Source organism: Caulobacter sp. D5 (genome assembly GCF_003185805.1).
Lineage (GTDB): Bacteria > Pseudomonadota > Alphaproteobacteria > Caulobacterales > Caulobacteraceae > Caulobacter.
This window is the reverse complement of sequence record NZ_QHJY01000037.1, coordinates 1-17,557: the sequence shown is the minus strand read 5'-3', so window position 1 is coordinate 17,557 and position 17,557 is coordinate 1. Positions and strand designations below refer to the sequence as shown.

16 protein-coding genes are annotated in these 17,557 nt (G+C 68.4%); 5 read left to right on the top strand and 11 right to left on the bottom strand.

Annotated elements, in window-relative coordinates; translation table 11 throughout:
• Positions 1-187 precede the first annotated feature (187 nt).
• On the bottom strand, positions 188-1,435 hold the full coding sequence (locus DMC18_RS03160; RefSeq protein WP_110122035.1) for an FAD-dependent oxidoreductase: 1,248 nt from the start codon (positions 1,433-1,435) through the stop codon (positions 188-190).
• Positions 1,436-1,721: 286 nt separating this feature from the next.
• On the opposite strand from DMC18_RS03160, the gene DMC18_RS03155 reads away from it, so the two are divergent.
• The 4 genes from DMC18_RS03155 (at position 1,722) to nth (ending at position 4,754) form a co-directional block, all read left to right on the top strand.
• Positions 1,722-2,366, top strand: a complete 645-nt coding sequence (locus DMC18_RS03155; protein WP_110122036.1) for a DUF47 domain-containing protein — start codon at positions 1,722-1,724, stop codon at positions 2,364-2,366.
• 12 nt (positions 2,367-2,378) lie between these two features.
• On the top strand, positions 2,379-3,380 hold the full coding sequence (locus tag DMC18_RS03150) for an inorganic phosphate transporter (protein ID WP_110122037.1): 1,002 nt from the start codon (positions 2,379-2,381) through the stop codon (positions 3,378-3,380).
• Positions 3,377-3,958 carry an NUDIX hydrolase gene (locus DMC18_RS03145; protein WP_199228629.1) on the top strand — a complete coding sequence of 194 codons (582 nt, stop codon included), beginning with the start codon at positions 3,377-3,379 and terminating at the stop codon, positions 3,956-3,958. Before DMC18_RS03150 ends, DMC18_RS03145 begins: the two co-directional genes overlap by 4 nt.
• Positions 3,959-4,031: 73 nt before the next feature.
• Positions 4,032-4,754, top strand: a complete 723-nt coding sequence (nth, locus tag DMC18_RS03140) for an endonuclease III (protein WP_110122038.1) — start codon at positions 4,032-4,034, stop codon at positions 4,752-4,754.
• 18 nt (positions 4,755-4,772) lie between these two features.
• Here nth and DMC18_RS03135 read toward each other — a convergent pair whose 3' ends face one another.
• A complete protein-coding gene (locus DMC18_RS03135) occupies positions 4,773-6,302 on the bottom strand; it encodes a hypothetical protein (RefSeq protein ID WP_146217955.1) in 1,530 nt (509 codons plus the stop codon).
• Between the two features lie 122 nt (positions 6,303-6,424).
• Between DMC18_RS03135 and DMC18_RS03130 the strand changes: the two genes are divergently transcribed.
• Positions 6,425-6,856, top strand: coding sequence for a nuclear transport factor 2 family protein (locus tag DMC18_RS03130; RefSeq protein WP_110122040.1), 432 nt, complete (start codon positions 6,425-6,427; stop codon positions 6,854-6,856).
• A 9-nt stretch (positions 6,857-6,865) separates the two neighbouring features.
• Here the strand turns inward: DMC18_RS03130 and DMC18_RS03125 are convergent, their stop codons facing one another.
• From DMC18_RS03125 to DMC18_RS03085, 9 genes are all read right to left on the bottom strand, one after another.
• The gene (locus DMC18_RS03125; RefSeq protein ID WP_110132689.1) at positions 6,866-7,828 is read right to left on the bottom strand and encodes a M15 family metallopeptidase; all 963 of its coding nucleotides are present in this window, start codon (positions 7,826-7,828) and stop codon (positions 6,866-6,868) included.
• A gap of 16 nt (positions 7,829-7,844) precedes the next feature.
• A complete protein-coding gene (locus tag DMC18_RS03120) occupies positions 7,845-9,341 on the bottom strand; it encodes a CoA-acylating methylmalonate-semialdehyde dehydrogenase (RefSeq protein WP_110122042.1) in 1,497 nt (498 codons plus the stop codon).
• Between the two features lie 157 nt (positions 9,342-9,498).
• Complete coding sequence (locus tag DMC18_RS03115; protein WP_110122043.1) at positions 9,499-10,023, bottom strand: flavin reductase family protein; 525 nt, start codon at positions 10,021-10,023, stop codon at positions 9,499-9,501.
• Between the two features lie 216 nt (positions 10,024-10,239).
• On the bottom strand, positions 10,240-12,789 hold the full coding sequence (locus DMC18_RS03110) for a TonB-dependent siderophore receptor (RefSeq protein ID WP_199232536.1): 2,550 nt from the start codon (positions 12,787-12,789) through the stop codon (positions 10,240-10,242).
• A 513-nt stretch (positions 12,790-13,302) separates the two neighbouring features.
• The gene (locus DMC18_RS03105) at positions 13,303-14,220 is read right to left on the bottom strand and encodes a hypothetical protein (protein WP_110122045.1); all 918 of its coding nucleotides are present in this window, start codon (positions 14,218-14,220) and stop codon (positions 13,303-13,305) included.
• A 10-nt stretch (positions 14,221-14,230) separates the two neighbouring features.
• Complete coding sequence (locus DMC18_RS27240) at positions 14,231-15,148, bottom strand: glycosyltransferase family 2 protein (protein ID WP_110122046.1); 918 nt, start codon at positions 15,146-15,148, stop codon at positions 14,231-14,233.
• A complete protein-coding gene (locus tag DMC18_RS03095; RefSeq protein ID WP_110122047.1) occupies positions 15,148-16,287 on the bottom strand; it encodes a GNAT family N-acetyltransferase in 1,140 nt (379 codons plus the stop codon). Before DMC18_RS03095 ends, DMC18_RS27240 begins: the two co-directional genes overlap by 1 nt.
• Before the next feature lie 67 nt (positions 16,288-16,354).
• On the bottom strand, positions 16,355-16,852 hold the full coding sequence (locus DMC18_RS03090) for a GAF domain-containing protein (RefSeq protein WP_110122048.1): 498 nt from the start codon (positions 16,850-16,852) through the stop codon (positions 16,355-16,357).
• Positions 16,853-16,956: 104 nt separating this feature from the next.
• On the bottom strand, positions 16,957-17,557 hold a 601-nt coding region (locus DMC18_RS03085), incomplete at its 5' end, for a methyl-accepting chemotaxis protein (RefSeq protein ID WP_233248051.1).

Below are 17,557 nucleotides of genomic sequence, written 5' to 3'. Positions count from 1 at the left end.
CCCCATCGAGGGGGAAGGGCTTTGGACGGCTTTCAGTTTTGAGAGACCCCTCACCCGACCCTGCTCCGCAGGGCCACCCTCTCCGCAAGGGGAGAGGGATCAGGCGCGGAATCTGCTTTCGCGGGGATTTTACGGGAGGGGGAATGGGGCGAGTTCAGGCTCGCACCAGGCAGAAGAAACCTTGGGGCTACGCAGCCACCCTCACCGGAGCCAGAACGCGGGCCAGGACGTTGGCGGCGGCGGAGAGGCCGGTGCGGATGGACTGGTCGTCGGCGCTGTCGCCGTGGGTTCCGGCGCGACCGGCCAGATGCAGGCCGGTGAAGTGCAGGCGCAGGTCCAGGCCGATCATCTTCAGGTGCTCGTCGCAGCACTCGTCGTGGATCGGGTGGACCTTGCGCTGGCGCACGACCTGAACGTCGCGGGCCGAGCCCGGGGCGATCAAGCCGAGACGGCCGGCCTCGGCGACGGCCTGGGCGATCAGGACGCCGTCGTCGGACACCCAGGTGGCGTCGCCTTCGAAGCAATAGTAGTCGAGCGCCAGAGCGCCGCCGTCGAGAGCGCCGCCGTCGAGGGCGCGGGCGCGGGCCGCCTTGATCTGCGGATCGTGGATCTCGGCCAGAGCGGGTGCGCGGCGACGGCCGGGCTTGGCGGCGAAGGCGACGGTGACCTGGTCGCGATACATCAGCTCGCAGGCGTGGAAGAGGCTGATCGGCGTGGGCGACAGCGCGCCCATCAGCTCGCGCAGCGGCATGGTCGAGATCACCTGGTCGGCGGTGAGGGTCTGGGTGGTCCCCTGCCCGGTTTCGGCAGTGACGGTCCAGACGCCGGTGGCGCGGTCGCGGCGCAGGCCGGTCGCCTTCCGGCCCAGCAGGATCTCGCCGCCGGCGGCGCGGATGACCTGGGCGCAGGAGTCCCACAGCTGGCCCGTGCCCAGGCGCGGCAGCGAACCGGATTCGGACTGGAAGCTGGGGCAGGCCGGCTGGGCCGGGGTCTCTTCCGGACGCAGGGCCCAGAGCTTGTGGGCGTAGTCGCCGAGACGGCGGGCGACGCGACGGCCGAAGCGGCGGGTCAGCCATTCGCCGAGGGTCTTGGAATTGGCGATCGGGCGCAGCCTGGCGGTCAGCAGCGCGCCGATGGCCGCGCCGGGACGGCCGCGGGCCGCCCGCTCGCCTTCGAGGCGCATGGCGCTGGGGGCCTCGACCAGGTCGTTCGGCAGCAGGGCCGTCCAGAAGGCGCGGATGGCCGGATCGGCCGAGCTCAGCCGGCGGCCGGAGACGTCGAGGGAGAAGCCGTCGAAGGAAAGGGTGCGGGCGGCGCCGCCGATCGCGTCGGCCTCGATCACGGTCACCGTGCGGCCGGCGCAGGCCAGGGCGTGAGCGGCCGAAAGCCCGGCGGGCCCGGCCCCGATCACCAGCGTCTCGACGTGTTCGCCCATCTTGGCCTCCCCGAATTCAGGCTTCGAGGATCGGACGGCAAGGTTAAGAACGTTGTTTAGATTTGGGCCGGCGAAGGGTTTTGCGGCCGCTTGGGACGCTATGTCGCGGCGCCGACTTCCCGCCTTACGCCGTCGGCCGCACCGCCTAAACTGTCACAAAAGTTTCACAGAGGGGCTTGAACGGCCGGCTCTTCCGTGGTTCCGCTCCGGCCAATGACGCGGATGCTCCCGATACGGACGTCCGCGTTTTTCGTTGCCGCGCTTCGAACAAGAGGATGAAGCGACCATGCTGGGTTTGTTCCGGGCGATCATGCCGAAGGAAGACCGGTTCTTCGACCTTTTCTCGCAGCACGCCCAGACGCTGGTGGCGGGCTCAAAGGCGCTGAGCGACCTGATGAGCGGCGCCGACAGCATCGAGGCGGCCACCCAGCGGGTGAACCTGCACGAGGAAGAGGCCGACGAGATCACCCGCCAGGTGATGCAGGCCGTCCGCCGCAGCTTCATCACCCCCTTCGATCGTAGCGACATCCAGGACCTGACGACGTCGCTGGACGACGCCATCGACCAGATGCGCAAGACCGCCAAGGTGGTCAGCCTGTTCGAGGTCAAGACCTTCGAGCCGCAGATGAAGGCGATGGCGCAGATCATCGTCCAGGCCGCCGACCTGACGGCCGAGGCCGTGTCGCTGCTGCCCAAGATGCGCAACAACGCCCAGCGCCTGAGCGACCTGGCCGTGAAAATCACCCAGATCGAGGAACAGGCCGACCAGATGTACGACCTGGGCCGCAAGGAGCTGTTCCTGGCCCACCGCGAGGCCGATCCGATGGCCTTCATCGTCGGCATCGACATCTACAGCCACCTGGAAAAGGTGGTCGACCGCTTCGAGGACGTGGCCAACCGCATCAGCGGCATCGTGGTCGAGCAGGTCTAAGAGGCCCGCCCCGTGGACCCCACCCTTCTCATCCTGGTGTTCCTGGTCGTCGTCGCCCTGGCGTTCGACTTCCTGAACGGCCTGCACGACGCGGCGAACTCGATCGCCACCATCGTCTCCACCCGCGTGCTGTCGGCCAAGTGGGCGGTGATCTGGGCGGCGTTCTTCAACTTCATCGCCTTCATGTTCTTCGGCACCAGCGTGGCCAAGATGGTCGGCTCGGGCATCGTCGATCCGCACATCATCAGCGACCGCCTGATCTTCGGCGCCCTGGGCGGCGCGATCAGTTGGAACCTGCTGACCTGGTGGGCGGGCATCCCCTCCTCCAGCTCGCACGCCCTGATCGGCGGCCTGGTCGGCGCATCGGTCGCCAAGGTCGGCGGCCTGGGCGCCATCCAATGGGCGGGCCTAGGCAAGACCGCCGCCGGCATCGTGGTGTCGCCGACCTTCGGCTTCGTTCTGGCCCTGATCCTGGTGCTGATCGTCTCCTGGACCTTCGTGAAGACCTCGCCGTTCTTCGCCGACCGGGTGTTCCGCAAGCTGCAGTTCGTGTCGGCCGCGCTCTACAGCCTGGGCCACGGCGGCAACGACGCGCAGAAGACCATGGGCATCATCGCCGCCCTGCTGTTCGCCCATGGCGCCACGCACCAGCCGGGGCACATCCCGTTCTGGGTGGTGCTGGCCTGCCAGACGGCGATGGGGCTGGGCACGCTGTTCGGCGGCTGGCGGATCGTGCACACCATGGGCAGCAAGATCACCCGCCTGACGCCGATGCAGGGTTTCTGCGCGGAGACCGGCGGCGCGATCACTTTGTTCCTCGCCACGCATATCGGCGTTCCTGTATCGACGACTCACACCATCACGGGCGCTATTGTGGGCGTCGGCGCCTCGCGCCGGGTCTCGGCGGTGCGCTGGGGTGTGGCCAAGAACATCGTCGTGGCCTGGGTCATCACGCTTCCGGCGGCGGCCCTGACGGCGGCGCTGTTCTATTATCTCGGGTTCTGGATGAAGTGACGGACGGGACGGTCAAGCAGACCGGCGGAAGCCAAGGGAACGGCAAGGGCGGCGGCAAGCGGCGTCAGGTCGCCGCCCTGCCCTGGCGCGGCGACGGCGCCGGGCTGGAGATCCTGCTCGTCTCGTCGCGCGAGACCCGCCGCTGGGTGATCCCCAAGGGCTGGCCGATGAAGGACAAGGCCGATCCCCAGGCCGCGGCCCAGGAAGCCTACGAGGAAGCCGGGCTGGACGGCCGGATCGCGTCGGCGGCCTTCGGCGACTACGAATATCTCAAGCGGCTGAAGAGCGGCGCGGCGCGGCTGGTCAAGGTCGACGTCTATCCGATGCAGGTCACCGGCGAGCACGCGACCTGGCCGGAAAAGGGCCAGCGGACGCTCAAGTGGATGGGCCCGGTCGAGGCCGCCCTGGCCGTGCAGGAGCCGGAGCTGCGCGACCTGATCGCCCGCTTCGCCGGCGTCGAACTGCCCGCCGAGGAGCGCCCCGAGCCCGACCAGGCCCCGACGCCTGTCCAGGTGGCGTTCGGCCGTCTGCGCCGGCGGGTCACCGCCCTGTGGGGACGCGCGCGCCGACAGCGCTAGAGCCTGCCGAAGGGCTGTGGACAACCGGTTGATTGGCGCATAATGTTCTCATTATGTTCCAAACGGTCGCGCCATGCAGCTTTCCCTGAACCTCGCCCGGTCGCCGCTCGAAGGCGTGCGCGACGTCCTGCTCGCGGCCTTCGGCCCGCAGCGGCCCAAGGCGCGGATGGACCCGGTTTCGCAGCTGGTGAAGTCGTCGATCAGCCATCGCACGCTGGACGCGGTGTCGTGGGCGGCGTTCCTGCGGCTGCAGGGCGCGTTCCAGAGCTGGGAGGATCTGGCGCGGGCGCAGCCCGACGCGGTGCTGGACCTGATCGCGGACGTGCAGTTCGCTCAGGACAAGGCCCGGCGATTGCCGCTGGCCCTGCGGATGATCGAAGCGCGGGTCGGCTGGCTGTCGCTCAGCCACCTGCGCAACCAGACCGTCGAGCAGGCCCGGCACGAACTGCGCGCCCTGCCCGGCGTCGGCCAGAAGGTGGCCGCCAGCGTGCTCAACTTCAGCACCCTGGCCATGCGCGACCTGGTGGTCGACAGCCACGTACACCGCACCGCCCAGCGTCTGGGTCTGGTCGGTCCCGGCGACCCGACGCACAGCTATCATGGCCTGATGGCGCTGGTTCCCGACAGCTGGACGGCCGACGACCTCTTCGAACTGCACTGCCTGATGAAGCATGGCCTGGGCCAGATGCTGTGTCCGCACGACGCGCCCCGGTGCGGAGCCTGTCCGCTGAAGGCGCAGTGCCGGCAGGTCGGCGTCGAGGGCGCGCAGGTGCTGGCCTGGCGGCCGCGAGGCTGAACTCGAGGGCCCGGGCCTTCAGCTCGTCTTCGCGGCCGGCTTGGCCGCGGCGGCGGCTTCCTTGGCGTCGATCTGGTCGATCAGCTTCTGGGCGGCCGCGGCCAGGCCGCCGCCATGCGGGTTGTTGGCGGCCGGTTCGAGGAAGAAGCGGGCCTCGTCGTAGTGGCCGGCCTCCATGAAGGTCTGGCCGGCGGTCATACGGATGGAGGCCTGCTGGGGCGCCAGTTCGACGGCGCGCGCCAGGACGTTCAGCGTGTTCTCCGTCGGCTTGCCCGCGCCGCGCTGGGCCCGGAAATAGCCGTAGAGGGTAAGGTAGTTGTCCGGATCCAGCTTGTTGGCGCGCCCGAGATAGACGGAGGCCTGGGTCATCTGGGCCACGGCGTCGGGCGACTTCTTCTCGGCGCGATAGAGACGGCTGAAGGCGGCGAGCTGCAAGGCCTCCAGGTCGTCGGGCTTTTCGGCCAGCAAGCGCTCCAGCATCGCCTCGCCGGCGTCGCGATCGCCGAACTGGGTTTCGGCCCGGGCCAGGGCCAGCCGGCTGAAGCGCTCGTTCGGACGCTTGGCGGCCTGGGTCCGCACCCGCTCCAACTGCTTGTCCTTGTCGTTGACCATCTGGCGCTTGAGAAGCTGGACGTCGAGCAGCAAATCATCGGCGCCGGCAGGCATGGCCGTCACCGTGACCGGCGGCGTCGGTGGACCGTCGCGGGTCATCTCCACGCCCATCAGGCGGGTGTTCATGTAGCTCTTGAGCTTGTTCTCCAGGCCCTTGGCGTCGTCGCCATAGACCGCGGTCCAGGCCTGCATCGCATCCTGGCCGTCGCGGTAGCGGTCGAGATAGGCGCCGAGCTTCTGGCGGCGCTCGGCGTTGCTCCAGACGTAGTGGGTCAGCAGCCAGGCCTGGCCGTAGAACACACCGACGCTCTGTTCGTCGATCTGGCGGCGGTTGCTGCCGAGCAGCTTGTCCGCCGGCAGCCAGGCGCGCTGGCGCAGAGAGAAGGCGCGCAGGTTGTTGGGGCCGCCGACGAAGACACGCTTGGGCTTCAGGTCGATGGTCGAATAGTACTCGGGCAGCCCTTCCGAGAGCCAGGCGGGATAGCCGTCGGGGAAGTACTGCATGACGAAGTGGTGCACATATTCATGCAGCACGACGTTGTCGCCGACCGTCAGGTCCAGCGTGCTGTAGTCGCCGATGCCCTTGACGGCGATGATGAAGATCTCCTGCAGCGACGCGCTGTAGAGACCGGCAGCGCGATCGGCGCCGGGAAACACCTTCTGGAGCTGGTCGTTGTCGCGGACCAGATAGACTGGCAGCTTGCGCCCGGCCGGCGCGTCCTGCTTGCCGTGGAAACGGCGCAGGACGCCGTCGAAGTCTTCCAGCATCAGGGCGTATTCGCGCGCCTCGCGCTCGCCGTCGGCGGAATAGACGACGAAGTGGGGACTTTCGGCGCGCACCCAGCGGCCGGTGGGGTCCTGGGCCCGGGCTCCGGCGGCCAACAGCCAAGCCGAAGCCGCCCCGGCCGTGATCACGGCCCGCCTGTCGATACGCACTCACGCCCCCTAAACGCTCGCAACTTTACATTGATTGATGTGATAAATCCGCGAGCGGCGCAAGCCTCGCTGTAGGCTGGCGCGGAATCACGGCTGGGCGGGCGGACGAGGAGACGACGTCGATGAGCGAGCATCCCAAGGCCGAAGGGCCGGACGCCGCCATGATGGCCGCGCCGCAAGCGCTGGCGCGGTTCCTCGAGACGGTGGACCAACGCCTGCTCGACGGCGTGTTCTGCGCCGGCGAGGTGACCATCCTGGAGAACTTCCCGCCGCACGTGTTCCTGGGCCAGACGGGCCTGGCGCAATGGCGGGGCGTCATGACCGGGCATGCGGGCGGCATCGGCGACCTGAAGCACGGGTTCGGGCCGGCCCAGGACTTCGTGCTGACCGACGAGACGGTTCACTTCACCCTGCCGACGCAGTGGACCGGCGTGCGCGACGGGCGGCGGTTCGTCGAGCATGGCGGTTGGACGTTCGTGCAGGCGCGCGAGGCCGGCGGCTGGCGGATCCGGTCTTACGGCTGGGCGGTGACGAGCTTCGAGTGGGGGGATTAGGGCCGCCCCCTACCCCGCCAGTTCCGTGAAGGTCTTCGTGCCGATCGGATAGCGGCGCCAGTCGCCGTAGTCGAAGTGCCACCACTCTTCGGGATAGATCTCGAAGCCCTGGGCGACCATGGCGTCGCGCAGGATCTGGCGCAGAGACCGCTGCCGGGCCGTTCCGCCGGCGAAGTCGGCATAGGAGCGGGTCGACATCTCGTCGTAGCGGCTGGGCATCTGGACGACGGCGCCGGTCGCAAGGTCGTGCAGCGTCAGGTCGACGGCGCAGCCGCGGTTATGGCGCGACCCCTTGGCCGGGTCGGCGACGAAGACCCGGCTGGCCGGCGGCGTGGCTTCCCAGAACATCCAGGTCACGAACCAGGGGCGATAGGCGTCGTGAATGGTCAGGCCGTAGCCCTGGGCCGCCAGCACCTTGGCCGCGCGCCCCAGAGCCTGGGCGGCGGGCCGCTGAAGCCAGGCCGCCGGGCGTTCGTAGAGCGTCAGCCCCATGAAGTTGGCGCGGCTGGCGTAGCGGATGTCGAAGGTGATCGTCGGGTCGATCGTGGCCAGATCGACGAGATCGGCCGGCAGGAACTGGCCGGTCTCCTTCGGCGGCGTCGCGGCAAGCGCCCGAGCGCGAAGGGCCTTCGGATCGGCGCGGACGGCCCGGCGGATGCCGGCCTGCACCTCGGCCCCGAAGTCATGACGCGGCAGAAAGACGCCGTCCCGGCGAATACCGCGGGCAGTGACGACGAGTTCGCCCCCGCCGTCGACGACGTAGCGGCCGGGCGCCAGCAACGAGAGCCGCCGGGCCGGCTGGCCATGGGCGAAGACACCCAGACCGCCGGCGTTGGTCTCGAACACCGTCACCGGCGCCTCGGGCGCGCCGTACTGGGCCACCAGCGCGAGGTCGGCGGCGGCGAGAGCCGCGCCGGGCGACAGGCCGAGCGCCAGGGCGCCCGTCGCCACCGTCCTGCGCGTCTGGCTCATCGCCGCCCCCTGCCCGCTACTTCATGGTCGGGATGACAAAGGCGCTGTCCTCGACGTCGCCTTCCGGCCAGCGGGCCGTCACCGTCTTGACCTTGGTGTAGAACTTCACGCCCTCGACGCCGTGCTGGTTGGTGTCGCCAAACGCGCTGCGCTTCCAGCCGCCGAAGGTGTGATAGGCCACCGGCACCGGGATCGGCACGTTGATGCCGACCATGCCGACATTGACGCGCTGGGCGAACTCGCGGGCGGCGCGGCCGTTGCGGGTGAAGATGGCGACGCCGTTGCCGTACTGGTGCTCGGACGGCAGGGCGATCGCTTCCTCGAAGCTTTCGGCGCGGACCATCTGCAGGACCGGCCCGAAGATCTCCTCCTGGTAGGTCTTCATGCCTTTCTTGACGCCGTCGAACAGCGATGGGCCGATGAAGAAGCCCATCTCGAAGCCCTGAAGCGAGAAGTCGCGGCCGTCGACGACGAGCTCGGCGCCTTCATCGACGCCGATCTGGATGTAGTCGGCGATCTTGGTGCGGTGCTGGGCGCTGACCACGGGGCCGTAGTGGGCGGCCGGGTCGGTGGAGATGCCGACATGCAGGGTCTCGATCTCGGCGACCAGGCGCTCGCGCAGTTCGTCGGCGGTCTTCTGGCCGACCGGGACGACGACCGGCAGGGCCATGCAACGCTCGCCGGCCGAGCCGAAGGCCGCGCCCGACAGGTCCTTGACCACCTGGTCGAGGTCGGCGTCGGGCAGGACGAGGCCGTGGTTCTTGGCGCCGCCCATGGCCTGGACGCGTTTCCCGTGCGCCGTGCCGGTCTGATAGACGTAGTGGGCGATGTCGGAGCTGCCGACGAAGCTGACGGCCTTGATGTCCGGATGGGTCAGGATGGCGTCGACGGCGCTCTTGTCGCCGTGGATCACGTTCAGCACGCCCTCGGGCGCGCCGGCTTCCATCATCAGCTCGGCGAGCTTCACCGGAACCGTGGGATCCTTCTCCGAAGGCTTGAGGATGAAGGTGTTGCCGACGGCGATGGCGACGCCGAACATCCACATCGGGATCATGGCCGGGAAGTTGAACGGGGTGATGCCCGCCACGACGCCCAGCGGCTGACGCATCGAATAGACGTCGATGCCGGGACCGGCGCCCTCGGTGTATTCGCCCTTCAGGATGTGGGGAATGCCGCAGGCGAACTCGATGACCTCGAGGCCGCGCTGGATGTCGCCCTTGCTGTCGGCGATGACCTTGCCGTGCTCGGACGACAGGATCTCGGCCAGGGCGTTCATGTCCCGCTCGATCAGGCGCTTGAACTCGAACATCACCCGGGCGCGGCGCTGCGGGTTGGTGGCGGCCCAGCCGATCTGCGCTTTCGCGGCGGCCTGGACGGCGGCGTCGATCTCGGCGTCGGTGGCGAACTGGACGCGGGCCTGGACCTCGCCGGTGTTGGGATTGAAGACGTCGCCATAGCGCCCCGAGGCGCCGACAAGGGCTTGGCCGTTCACGAAATTGGCGATGTCTCGCATGATGCGCTCCCTAACGCTGTTTTTCGGCGTCAATAGCATCCGAGAAACGGCGCGTATCCTGGAAAATCTATCCCTGGATCCCTTCGGGTTCCAGGGCAGACAGTTAGCGCGCGCCCGGGCGGGTTAGCCGCCTACACCTAACCCTGGCGCGCTTTGCCTACTCGGCATCCACATGGACCCGGCGGAAGCGGCCCTGCAGGTAGACCAGCGGCTCGTGGTCGGGGTCGTAGCGCAGCTTGACCACGCGGCCGACATAGACCCGGTGGTCGCCGGCGTCGAAGACGTGGTGGGTCTCGCACTCGAAATTGGCCATGCAGCCGGGCAGGATCGGCACACCCGTGCGCCAGGTCTCGGTATCGATCCCGGCGAAACGGTCGACGCCCTTCTGGACGAACTGGCGGGCCAGGGCCTGGTGGTCGGCGTGCAGCACGTTGACGGCGAAGCGACCGGCCGCGTCGAGAGCCCCGAGACTGGACGACTTCAGGTCGACGCAGACCAGGGCCAGCGGCGGATCCAGCGAGACGGACGTGAAGGAATTGGCGGTCAGGCCGACGCGGCGGCCATCCTGCGCCAAGGTCGTGATGACCGTGACGCCGGTGGTGAAACACCCGAAAGCGTTGCGCAGGGCGCGGGCGTCGTGTTCGCCGCCTTCGCCAAGTTCGATCGTGACTGCCTGACTCATCGTGACCAAGCTGTGAGGCAAAGGCGAGCCACGGGCAAGGGCGTGATCCCGCCCGGAGGACGTCACGGCGTTCTAATGAAGTTTTTGCTTACTTGCTGATCACCCGCGTTCGCACGCTGGCGACCTTGGAGGATCAGAGAAGACGGCCAGGAACTTCCTGGCCGCCTCCCCGTCTCGCCGCCGCCACCCCGTGGAGACGGCAAGTGTTCGAAGCGCCTAGTATTTCACTTTCAGACGCGCGTACCAGAAGCCGCCGTTCATGCCGAACGGACCGCCCGAGCGCGGGTAGATCTGGCCGTCGGCCGTGCTGCCGGTGATGGCGTAGATCGGGTTGGCCGTGGTCGGGGCCAGCTTGTCCGGATATTCGTCGAACAGGTTATTGGCCCCGACGGTGAGGGTGTACTTCTCCGCGACCGTATAGCTGATGTCGAGGTCGGCGGTGACCTTCGCGCCGAACGTCTGGCCAGGATAGTCCTGGTTGGTGCTCCAGCTGCTGTAGTAGTTGCCGCGGGCGTTGATCGTGAAGCCGGCGATCTCGTAGCTGGCCGAGACATTGGCGCGGTGCTTGGGCGTGATGTTCTCGATGTCGTAGATCCGGTCGGCGCCGATGGCGACGGGATCGGACTTGGTGACCTCGCTCTTGTTGTAGCTGTAGGCCAGGGTGAGGCTCAGCGGGTTGTCCAGCAGTTCGGTGCGATAGCTGGCGACGGCGTCGATCCCCTTGGTCTCGGTGTCGAAGCCGTTGGTGAAGTAGGCCACCGCGCCGCCGACGCCGACCGCGGCGAGCGCGGGCTGGGCGGTGATGTCGGCCGCGGTGACGTCGAAGGTGCTGGTGATGCTGATGCGGTCCTTCACCTTGATGAAGTAGCCATCGACGGTGAGGGTGAAGTTGCTGATCGGGTTGAAGATGAACCCGACGCCGTAGTTGGTGGACTCTTCAGGCGTAAGGGTCTTGGCGCCGAAATACTGGGCGATGGCGCTGGTCACCGGATAGGTGCCGGTCTGGACCTGCTCGCCGCCGGGAGCGAAGGCGGTCGTCAGGATCTCGGTGTTGCTCTGCCCGGGAGACGGGGCGTGGAAGCCGGTGCCGACGGTGCCGCGCACCGAGAACGCCTCGGAGAACCGATAGAGGGCGTTGACCTTGCCCACCACGGTGTCGCCGAAGGTGTCGTAGTCCTCGTAGCGCCCGGCGACGCCGACCGTGAACGCCTCGGTGACGTCGGTCTCGGCGCCCAGATAGACGCCGTAGTTGCTCTGGGTCGAGGTCTTGGCCGAGGCCGGGCTGGTGCCGCCATAGCCGCTGGCGCCGGGCGACTGCGAGGCCGTCTCGGGATTGCCGTTCACGATCGAGCGCGTGTAGACGCCGGGCGAAACCTGCACGTACAGCGGCTGCACGGCGTAGGGACCCGCGGCGTAGGACTGCAGGTCGCCGGCGGTGGCTTCATACTCCTCGTGCCGATACTCGGCGCCGCCCGACAGGGTGATCGGGCTGGCGAACCCGACTTCCAGCGGATAGGTCAGGTCGAGGTTCAGGTTGGTTTCGCGCTGGAGCAGCTTGCCGAACTTGAACGAAGTCTGGCTGGTTGGGCCAAAGGAGGCGTTGAGCGACTTGGTCATCGCCAGGTCGAGCGAATTCTTCGCCACGGTCGCCGAGAGGTCGTAGGTCAGGCCGCTGTCGGCCTTACCCTTGACGCCCATCGTGCCGTAGAACTGTTCGACCTCGCCCTGGAAGCGCGGGGTGAAGCCCGCCGGATAGATGGACGTGAAGCTGAAGGTGTTGCCGTCCTTGACGAAGCCGCCCGTCGGGCAGGTGGCGTTGCCGGTCGGGCAAGGCGTCAGGTAGATCGGGGCGAAGGAGCCGTTGCGCCCGGGCGAGCCGGTGGCCGGCGTGCCGGTGCCGTTGTCGACCGCCAGCGGCGTCGGGGCCGAGATCGGCGAGCGATAGTTGAAGCTCTGATCGGCCTCGCGATGCCCGACATTGGCCGTCAGATAGATGCTGGTGTTGTCGTTGACGTCGTAGGCGGAGTTGACGAACACCTTGTAGCCGTTGGTCGGCGACGAGCCCCAGATCTGCGCCGGGCCCGGATAGTTGGGCAGCTGGTTGGCCAGGGTGGGGTTGTTGGCCGCGAAGACGGCCGCGATGGGCCGGGTGGCGCCGCGGCTGGTCTCGCCGTCGTCGAAATACTCGGCCGACACGTTGACGAAGCCGGAGTCGAACAGCTTGAAGCCGCCGTTGACCGCGAACTGATAGCTCTCGCCGTCGCCGGCATAGGTCTGGCCGTAGCGCGCCTGGGCCTCGAAGCCGGTGTCGGCGTCGCGCAGGCCGTAGTTGATGACGCCGCCGATGGCGTCGGAACCGTATTGGGCGGTCGCACCGTCGCGCAGGATCTGCAGGCTCTTGACGGCGATCGACGGGATCATCGACAGGTCGACGGCCTGGGCGCCCAGCGACAGGGCCGTGTCGCCGCCGGTGACGACCTGGACCAGGGCCGAGCGGTTGTAGCGCTTGCCGTTGATCATCACGAGCACCTGGTCGGCGCCGAGGCCGCGCAGGGACGGCGCGCGCACGAAGGTCGAGGCGTCGGAGATGGTGTTCTGCGGGACGTAGAACGACGGGACGAGGTTCTTGACCACGTCCAGCATGTCGGCGGCCGGCTGGCGGGCGAGCTCTTCGCCGCCGAAGACATCGATCGGAGACGGCGAGTCCACCACCGACCGGTCGGTTCTGCGCGTGCCGAGAACGATGACGGTATCGACCTCGGTCACGGCCGGCTCAGCCGGTTCGGCCGGCAGATCGGCCGCATTGGCCAGGCTGGCATAGGCCAAGGTCAGAGAAAAAGCAGAGATACCCGAAAGCAAAATAGTCCGTGAGCACTTAGTCATGCATACCCCCTCGTGGCGCTATGCGCGCGCGTTTGCTTTCTCCGTGGTGCTTCCCGGTTCGATTGTTCTTATTTGATAATAAAAGTCGGGCGATACATTCGAAGAATGTCGCCACTGAAACAGTTCGTCAGGCTTGCAACTTGCGCAATAGCTCCCGCCGTCATCGGATCGTAACGTGGGCTTCAGGCGCGTCGGCGCCCCTTTGCACGGCGCCCGCCATGATTTTTTGCAGCGCGATGATCATGATTGCGGCGCCAACGAGCAGCCGATGTCGGCTTCAACTCCAGGAGGAGTCGATCGGGCGTGTCATACGGCGGCCAGCCGAACGGGCAGGCGAACGGAAGCGCGATCGAAGCGCCCCGGGGGTCTGTCGGTGCGTAGGGCCTGGGGCCGCGCCTAGGCGTGCTCGACCAGCACGCCGGGCCGGGCGGCGTCGAGGCCGAAGGTCACCGGCAGGTGGCGCACGTGCGGGGTCTGCAGGTTCAGGGCCTTGGCGCCGCGGGCGATGGCCAGCTTGCCCAGCGCCGTGGGGCCAAAGCCCGCCTGGACCTTGGGACTGGCGCCCAGCCGGCGGCGCAGCACGCCGTTGGCGTAGATGACGTTGGCCCGCATCAGGGCCGGCGGGGTCATGAATTCGATCGAGATCGAGACGTTCAGCATCGGGCCGTTCTCGATCCGGTGCGGGGCGTTCTGCTTCCAGGTGACCATGGAGCCGGGCGTCAGCTCGACGGCCTGGGCGCCGGCGTCCCAGGCGGGCTCGAAGGCGAACTGCTCGGCCGTCTCGCGCAGCACGATCTTCTCCAGGGCCAGTTCGCCGACATAAGGATCGGCGACCGGATAGACCCAGACCTTCTTGACGCCCCGGATCTGCCACAGCGACACCAGCGGCACGTCGAGATGGTAGAAGACCTGGGCGTTGGCGCTGCTGATCAGCATGCCAAGATCGCGCTTGAAGGTCTTGAGGCCCGGGACTTCCCTCTCCTTCTCGGCGAAGATCTCGTCGCAGAGGGCGGCGTATTCGGGAACGTGGTCGTTGGTGTGGCGCAGGTTCAGCCAGATGCGGCCGGCCTTGGCGGCCTCCAGCAACTGGTCGCCCGAGAGGTTGCCCGCCGAGCCCTTGCGCCAGGTGGTCCAGGCCTTGGGGTCCTCGCCCATGGTGAAGACACCGAGCAGCTCGCGTGGATAACGGTCGAGCAGGCGCGCCAGGCCTTCGTCGTCGAACATCGGCCGCTCGTGCAGGCCGTGCTTGAAGACCAGGTTTTCCTTGCCGAAGGCCTTGGCCTTTTCCGGGGTCCAGTCGTGGATGATGGTCATGACGCCAGCCTCACGCCGAGTGTCCGTAGAAGTGGATCTTGAAGGGGCCCCACCACAGGGTCTTGCCGAGGCCGCGGGCGGCGCGGTCGAGCCATTCGGCCCGGTCGCCGGCGCGGGTCAGCCACTTGAAGCCGGCCACGGCCCCGAACAGGGCGGCCTGGACGACGCCGACAACCATCCAGCGGGCGACCCCCGCCCTATCCGGCGGCACGGCGGCGGCGCAGTGGGCCGAGGGACCCTGGCCGTAGGCGAAGGCGCGGCGGATCGTGTAGTCGAGGGTCAGGCGTTCGGGCAGCGGATCTTCCCAGACCCAGGCTTGCGGCTCCCAGGCGAAGACCGCGCCGGCCGCCTGCATGTGACCAAACAGCATGTCGTCCTCGCCGCCGATATGGTTGCGCTCGACGGCGAAGGGCGCGACGGGATCGGGCAGGCTGGAACGCTTCAGCAGGCTGTCGCCGCAGCCGTAATAGTGATCGATGACGCCGGCCTGATCCGGGCCAAGGCGCGAGAAGAACCGCTCCAGATAGTCGCGATGAGCAGCGCCCTCCGGCGCGCGGCCGCGGACGGGGCCGAAGACGACGTCGGCGGCGTAGCGGTCCTGAGCCGCCAGCAGGGCCGCCAGCCAGCCGGCCGGGGCCTCCTCGTCGTCGTCGAGGAAGGCGATGAACTCGCCCGAAGCCTTGGCCATGCCGGCGTTGCGGGCGTTGGCGACGCCGGCGCGGGGCTCGTGCACGTAGTGGACGGGGAACGGCGCCTGCGTGGCGAGGGACTCGGCCGCCGGCTGAGCCGAAGGCGTCTGGTCGTTGTCGACGATCACGAGTTCGAGCTCGGCGTGATCCACCCCGGCCTGGGCCAGGACCGAGCGGGCCGCGACGGTGAGGCCGCCGGGCCGACGCTGGGTCGGGATCATGATCGTCACGCGCGCCATCAGACCTCCATCGTCGCGTTGCGGCGGCGGCCCTGGGAGGCGACGGCGTCGACCAGCCCCTTCACGCGCCCGCCCATCGTAAGCTCGGTGCTGGCGATGATGTCCATGCGCCGGCGCAGGCGCGCAACCGGTCCCTGGCCATGGGCGCCGGCCAGAGCCCAGACGCCTTCCACCGAGTGGGCGACGCGGCCGGCCATGCTGGCGGCGGTGATCGCGCCGTCGGCGATCAAGGTCTGGGTCAGGCCATAGGAGTGCTTGTAGTGGTCCGAGCCGGGACCAAGGTCGTAGCGCGACAGGCCCAGTTCCGGCATGGCCGCGATGGCCCGGGGGAAGAAGATCTGGCCCGGCGACCAGGCGGCGAAGGCCGGATTGGTCGAGGCGATCCACGGGTGGTAGGTCGCGCCCTGGCGCACCCCGAAGTGGCCGGCCACCAGCTGGCCGCCGGCGTAGAGGTTGATCATCAGGCCCTGGAAGTCGCCCTCGCGGGTCTCGAACAGGGTCTGGAACAGGTCGCGCGTCCATTGCGGGCGCAGGAAGTCGTGCACGCCGGTGCGCTCGATCTGCTCGCGCTTCCAGGCGATCAGCTGGTCGAACGACTCCTGGGAGTGGTCGGCGGCTTTCAGCGCCACCTGCCCCATCTCGCGCTCGAGCTTGTTGTCCAGGCGGCGGTAGTTCTTGATCTTCTTGGGGCTGCCCGAACGGACGGCCTCCAGATAGGCCTCGACGTCGTCCTCGATGTCGATGACGTAGGCCGCCGTCGTCGGCTCGGCGGCGAAGGCGTGGGCCGGATCGACGAGGCCGGTGTAGCGGAATACGGCCAGATCGGCGGCGCGCAGCACCTGGGCCGCGTCGATCTCGACGCCGGGCTTGGCGATCAGGCCGTGATAGTCGGACAGCGGCGCGCCGATCGGGCGGGCCATGCCGCCGGGGCGGCGATGGTGGGGCAGAAAGCCGATCGTCTCGCCCTCGCGACGGATCACCGCCACCCGCGCGTCCTCGCGCACCCGGCCCACGGCCTGGGTGAAGTCCGGACCCAGGAGCGGGCTGGCCAGGGCCGGATCGGCCGCGGCGAAGGCTCGCCACAGGGCCACGTCCGCCAGGGCCATGTCGGCGGGGTGCAGGGTCTCGACTTGCAGCATGTCCACCTGTCCTAATCCGGCTCGGCTAAGGAATGATGGAAACAATTCTGCAACCTCGGGGCCAACCTCAGGATACGAAGGTCGCGCCCAGGATGCGCGCGAGCCAGGTCTGGTCGATCTCGTCGAAGGCGGCCGGACGATCGGAATCGACGTCGAACACCGCCAGCAGGCGGCCTTGCCCGTCGAACACCGGCACGACGATCTCGCTGGCCGAGCGGGCGTCGCAGGCGATGTGGCCCGGGAAGGCGTGGACATCGGCGACCAGCTGGGTCTGGCCGGTCTCGGCGGCCGCGCCGCAGACGCCGCGCCCGAAGGCGATGCGCAGGCAACCCAGCGTGCCCTGATAGGGGCCGACGACGAGTTCGCGTTCCTTGGCCGGATCGACGACGTAGAAGCCGGTCCAGAAATAGTGGTCGAAACTGTTGGCCAGCATCGAGGCCACCGTGGCCATGCGGGCCGTCACATTGCCTTCGCCGTCGAGCACCGAGGCGATCTCGTCGGCCACCTCGGCGTAGCGGGCGGCCTTGTCGGCGGAGAGGGTCTTGTCGTTGAAAGCTTCAGCCATGGCCCGGATATAGCGTGATCGTGCGCGGAAGCGAGCCCCCGCGCACGGCGTTTTCCCCAAGCTTCACCGTCCCGTTCCGGGCAAGGCCCGGAATGGCACAGCTCCTAGAACTCCTCCCAGTCGCCCGGGCGCGATTGCGGGGCGATCTTCAGGGCGTTGGCGCCCTGGACGTAGCGTTCGCGGAAGGCCTCGCGGCGCGGGGCGGCCGGCTGGCGCGGCGGCGCGCGCAGTTCGCGGACCTCGGCCCCGACCTGGAAGCGGCCGATCAGGCGTTCGAGTTCGGCGGCCTCGCTGGAGAGGGCGTGGCTGGCGGCGGTCGACTGCTCGACCATGGCCGCGTTCTGCTGGGTGACCTGGTCCATCTGGTTGACGGCGGTGTTGACCTCCGCCAGGCCGATGGCCTGCTCCTTGGCCGACGAAGCGATCTCGCCGACCAGGGCGTTGATCTCCGAGACCTGCTCCATGATCTGCTGCAGGGTCTCGCCGGTCTCGCCGACCAGGCGCACGCCCTTGCCGACCTCGTCGGTGGAGGCGCGGATCAGGCCCTTGATCTCTTTGGCGGCGTCGGCCGAGCGCTGGGCCAGAGCCCGCACTTCCTGAGCGACGACCGCGAAACCACGGCCCGCCTCGCCGGCCCGCGCGGCTTCGACGCCGGCGTTGAGGGCCAGAAGGTTGGTCTGGAAGGCGATCTCGTCGATGACGCCG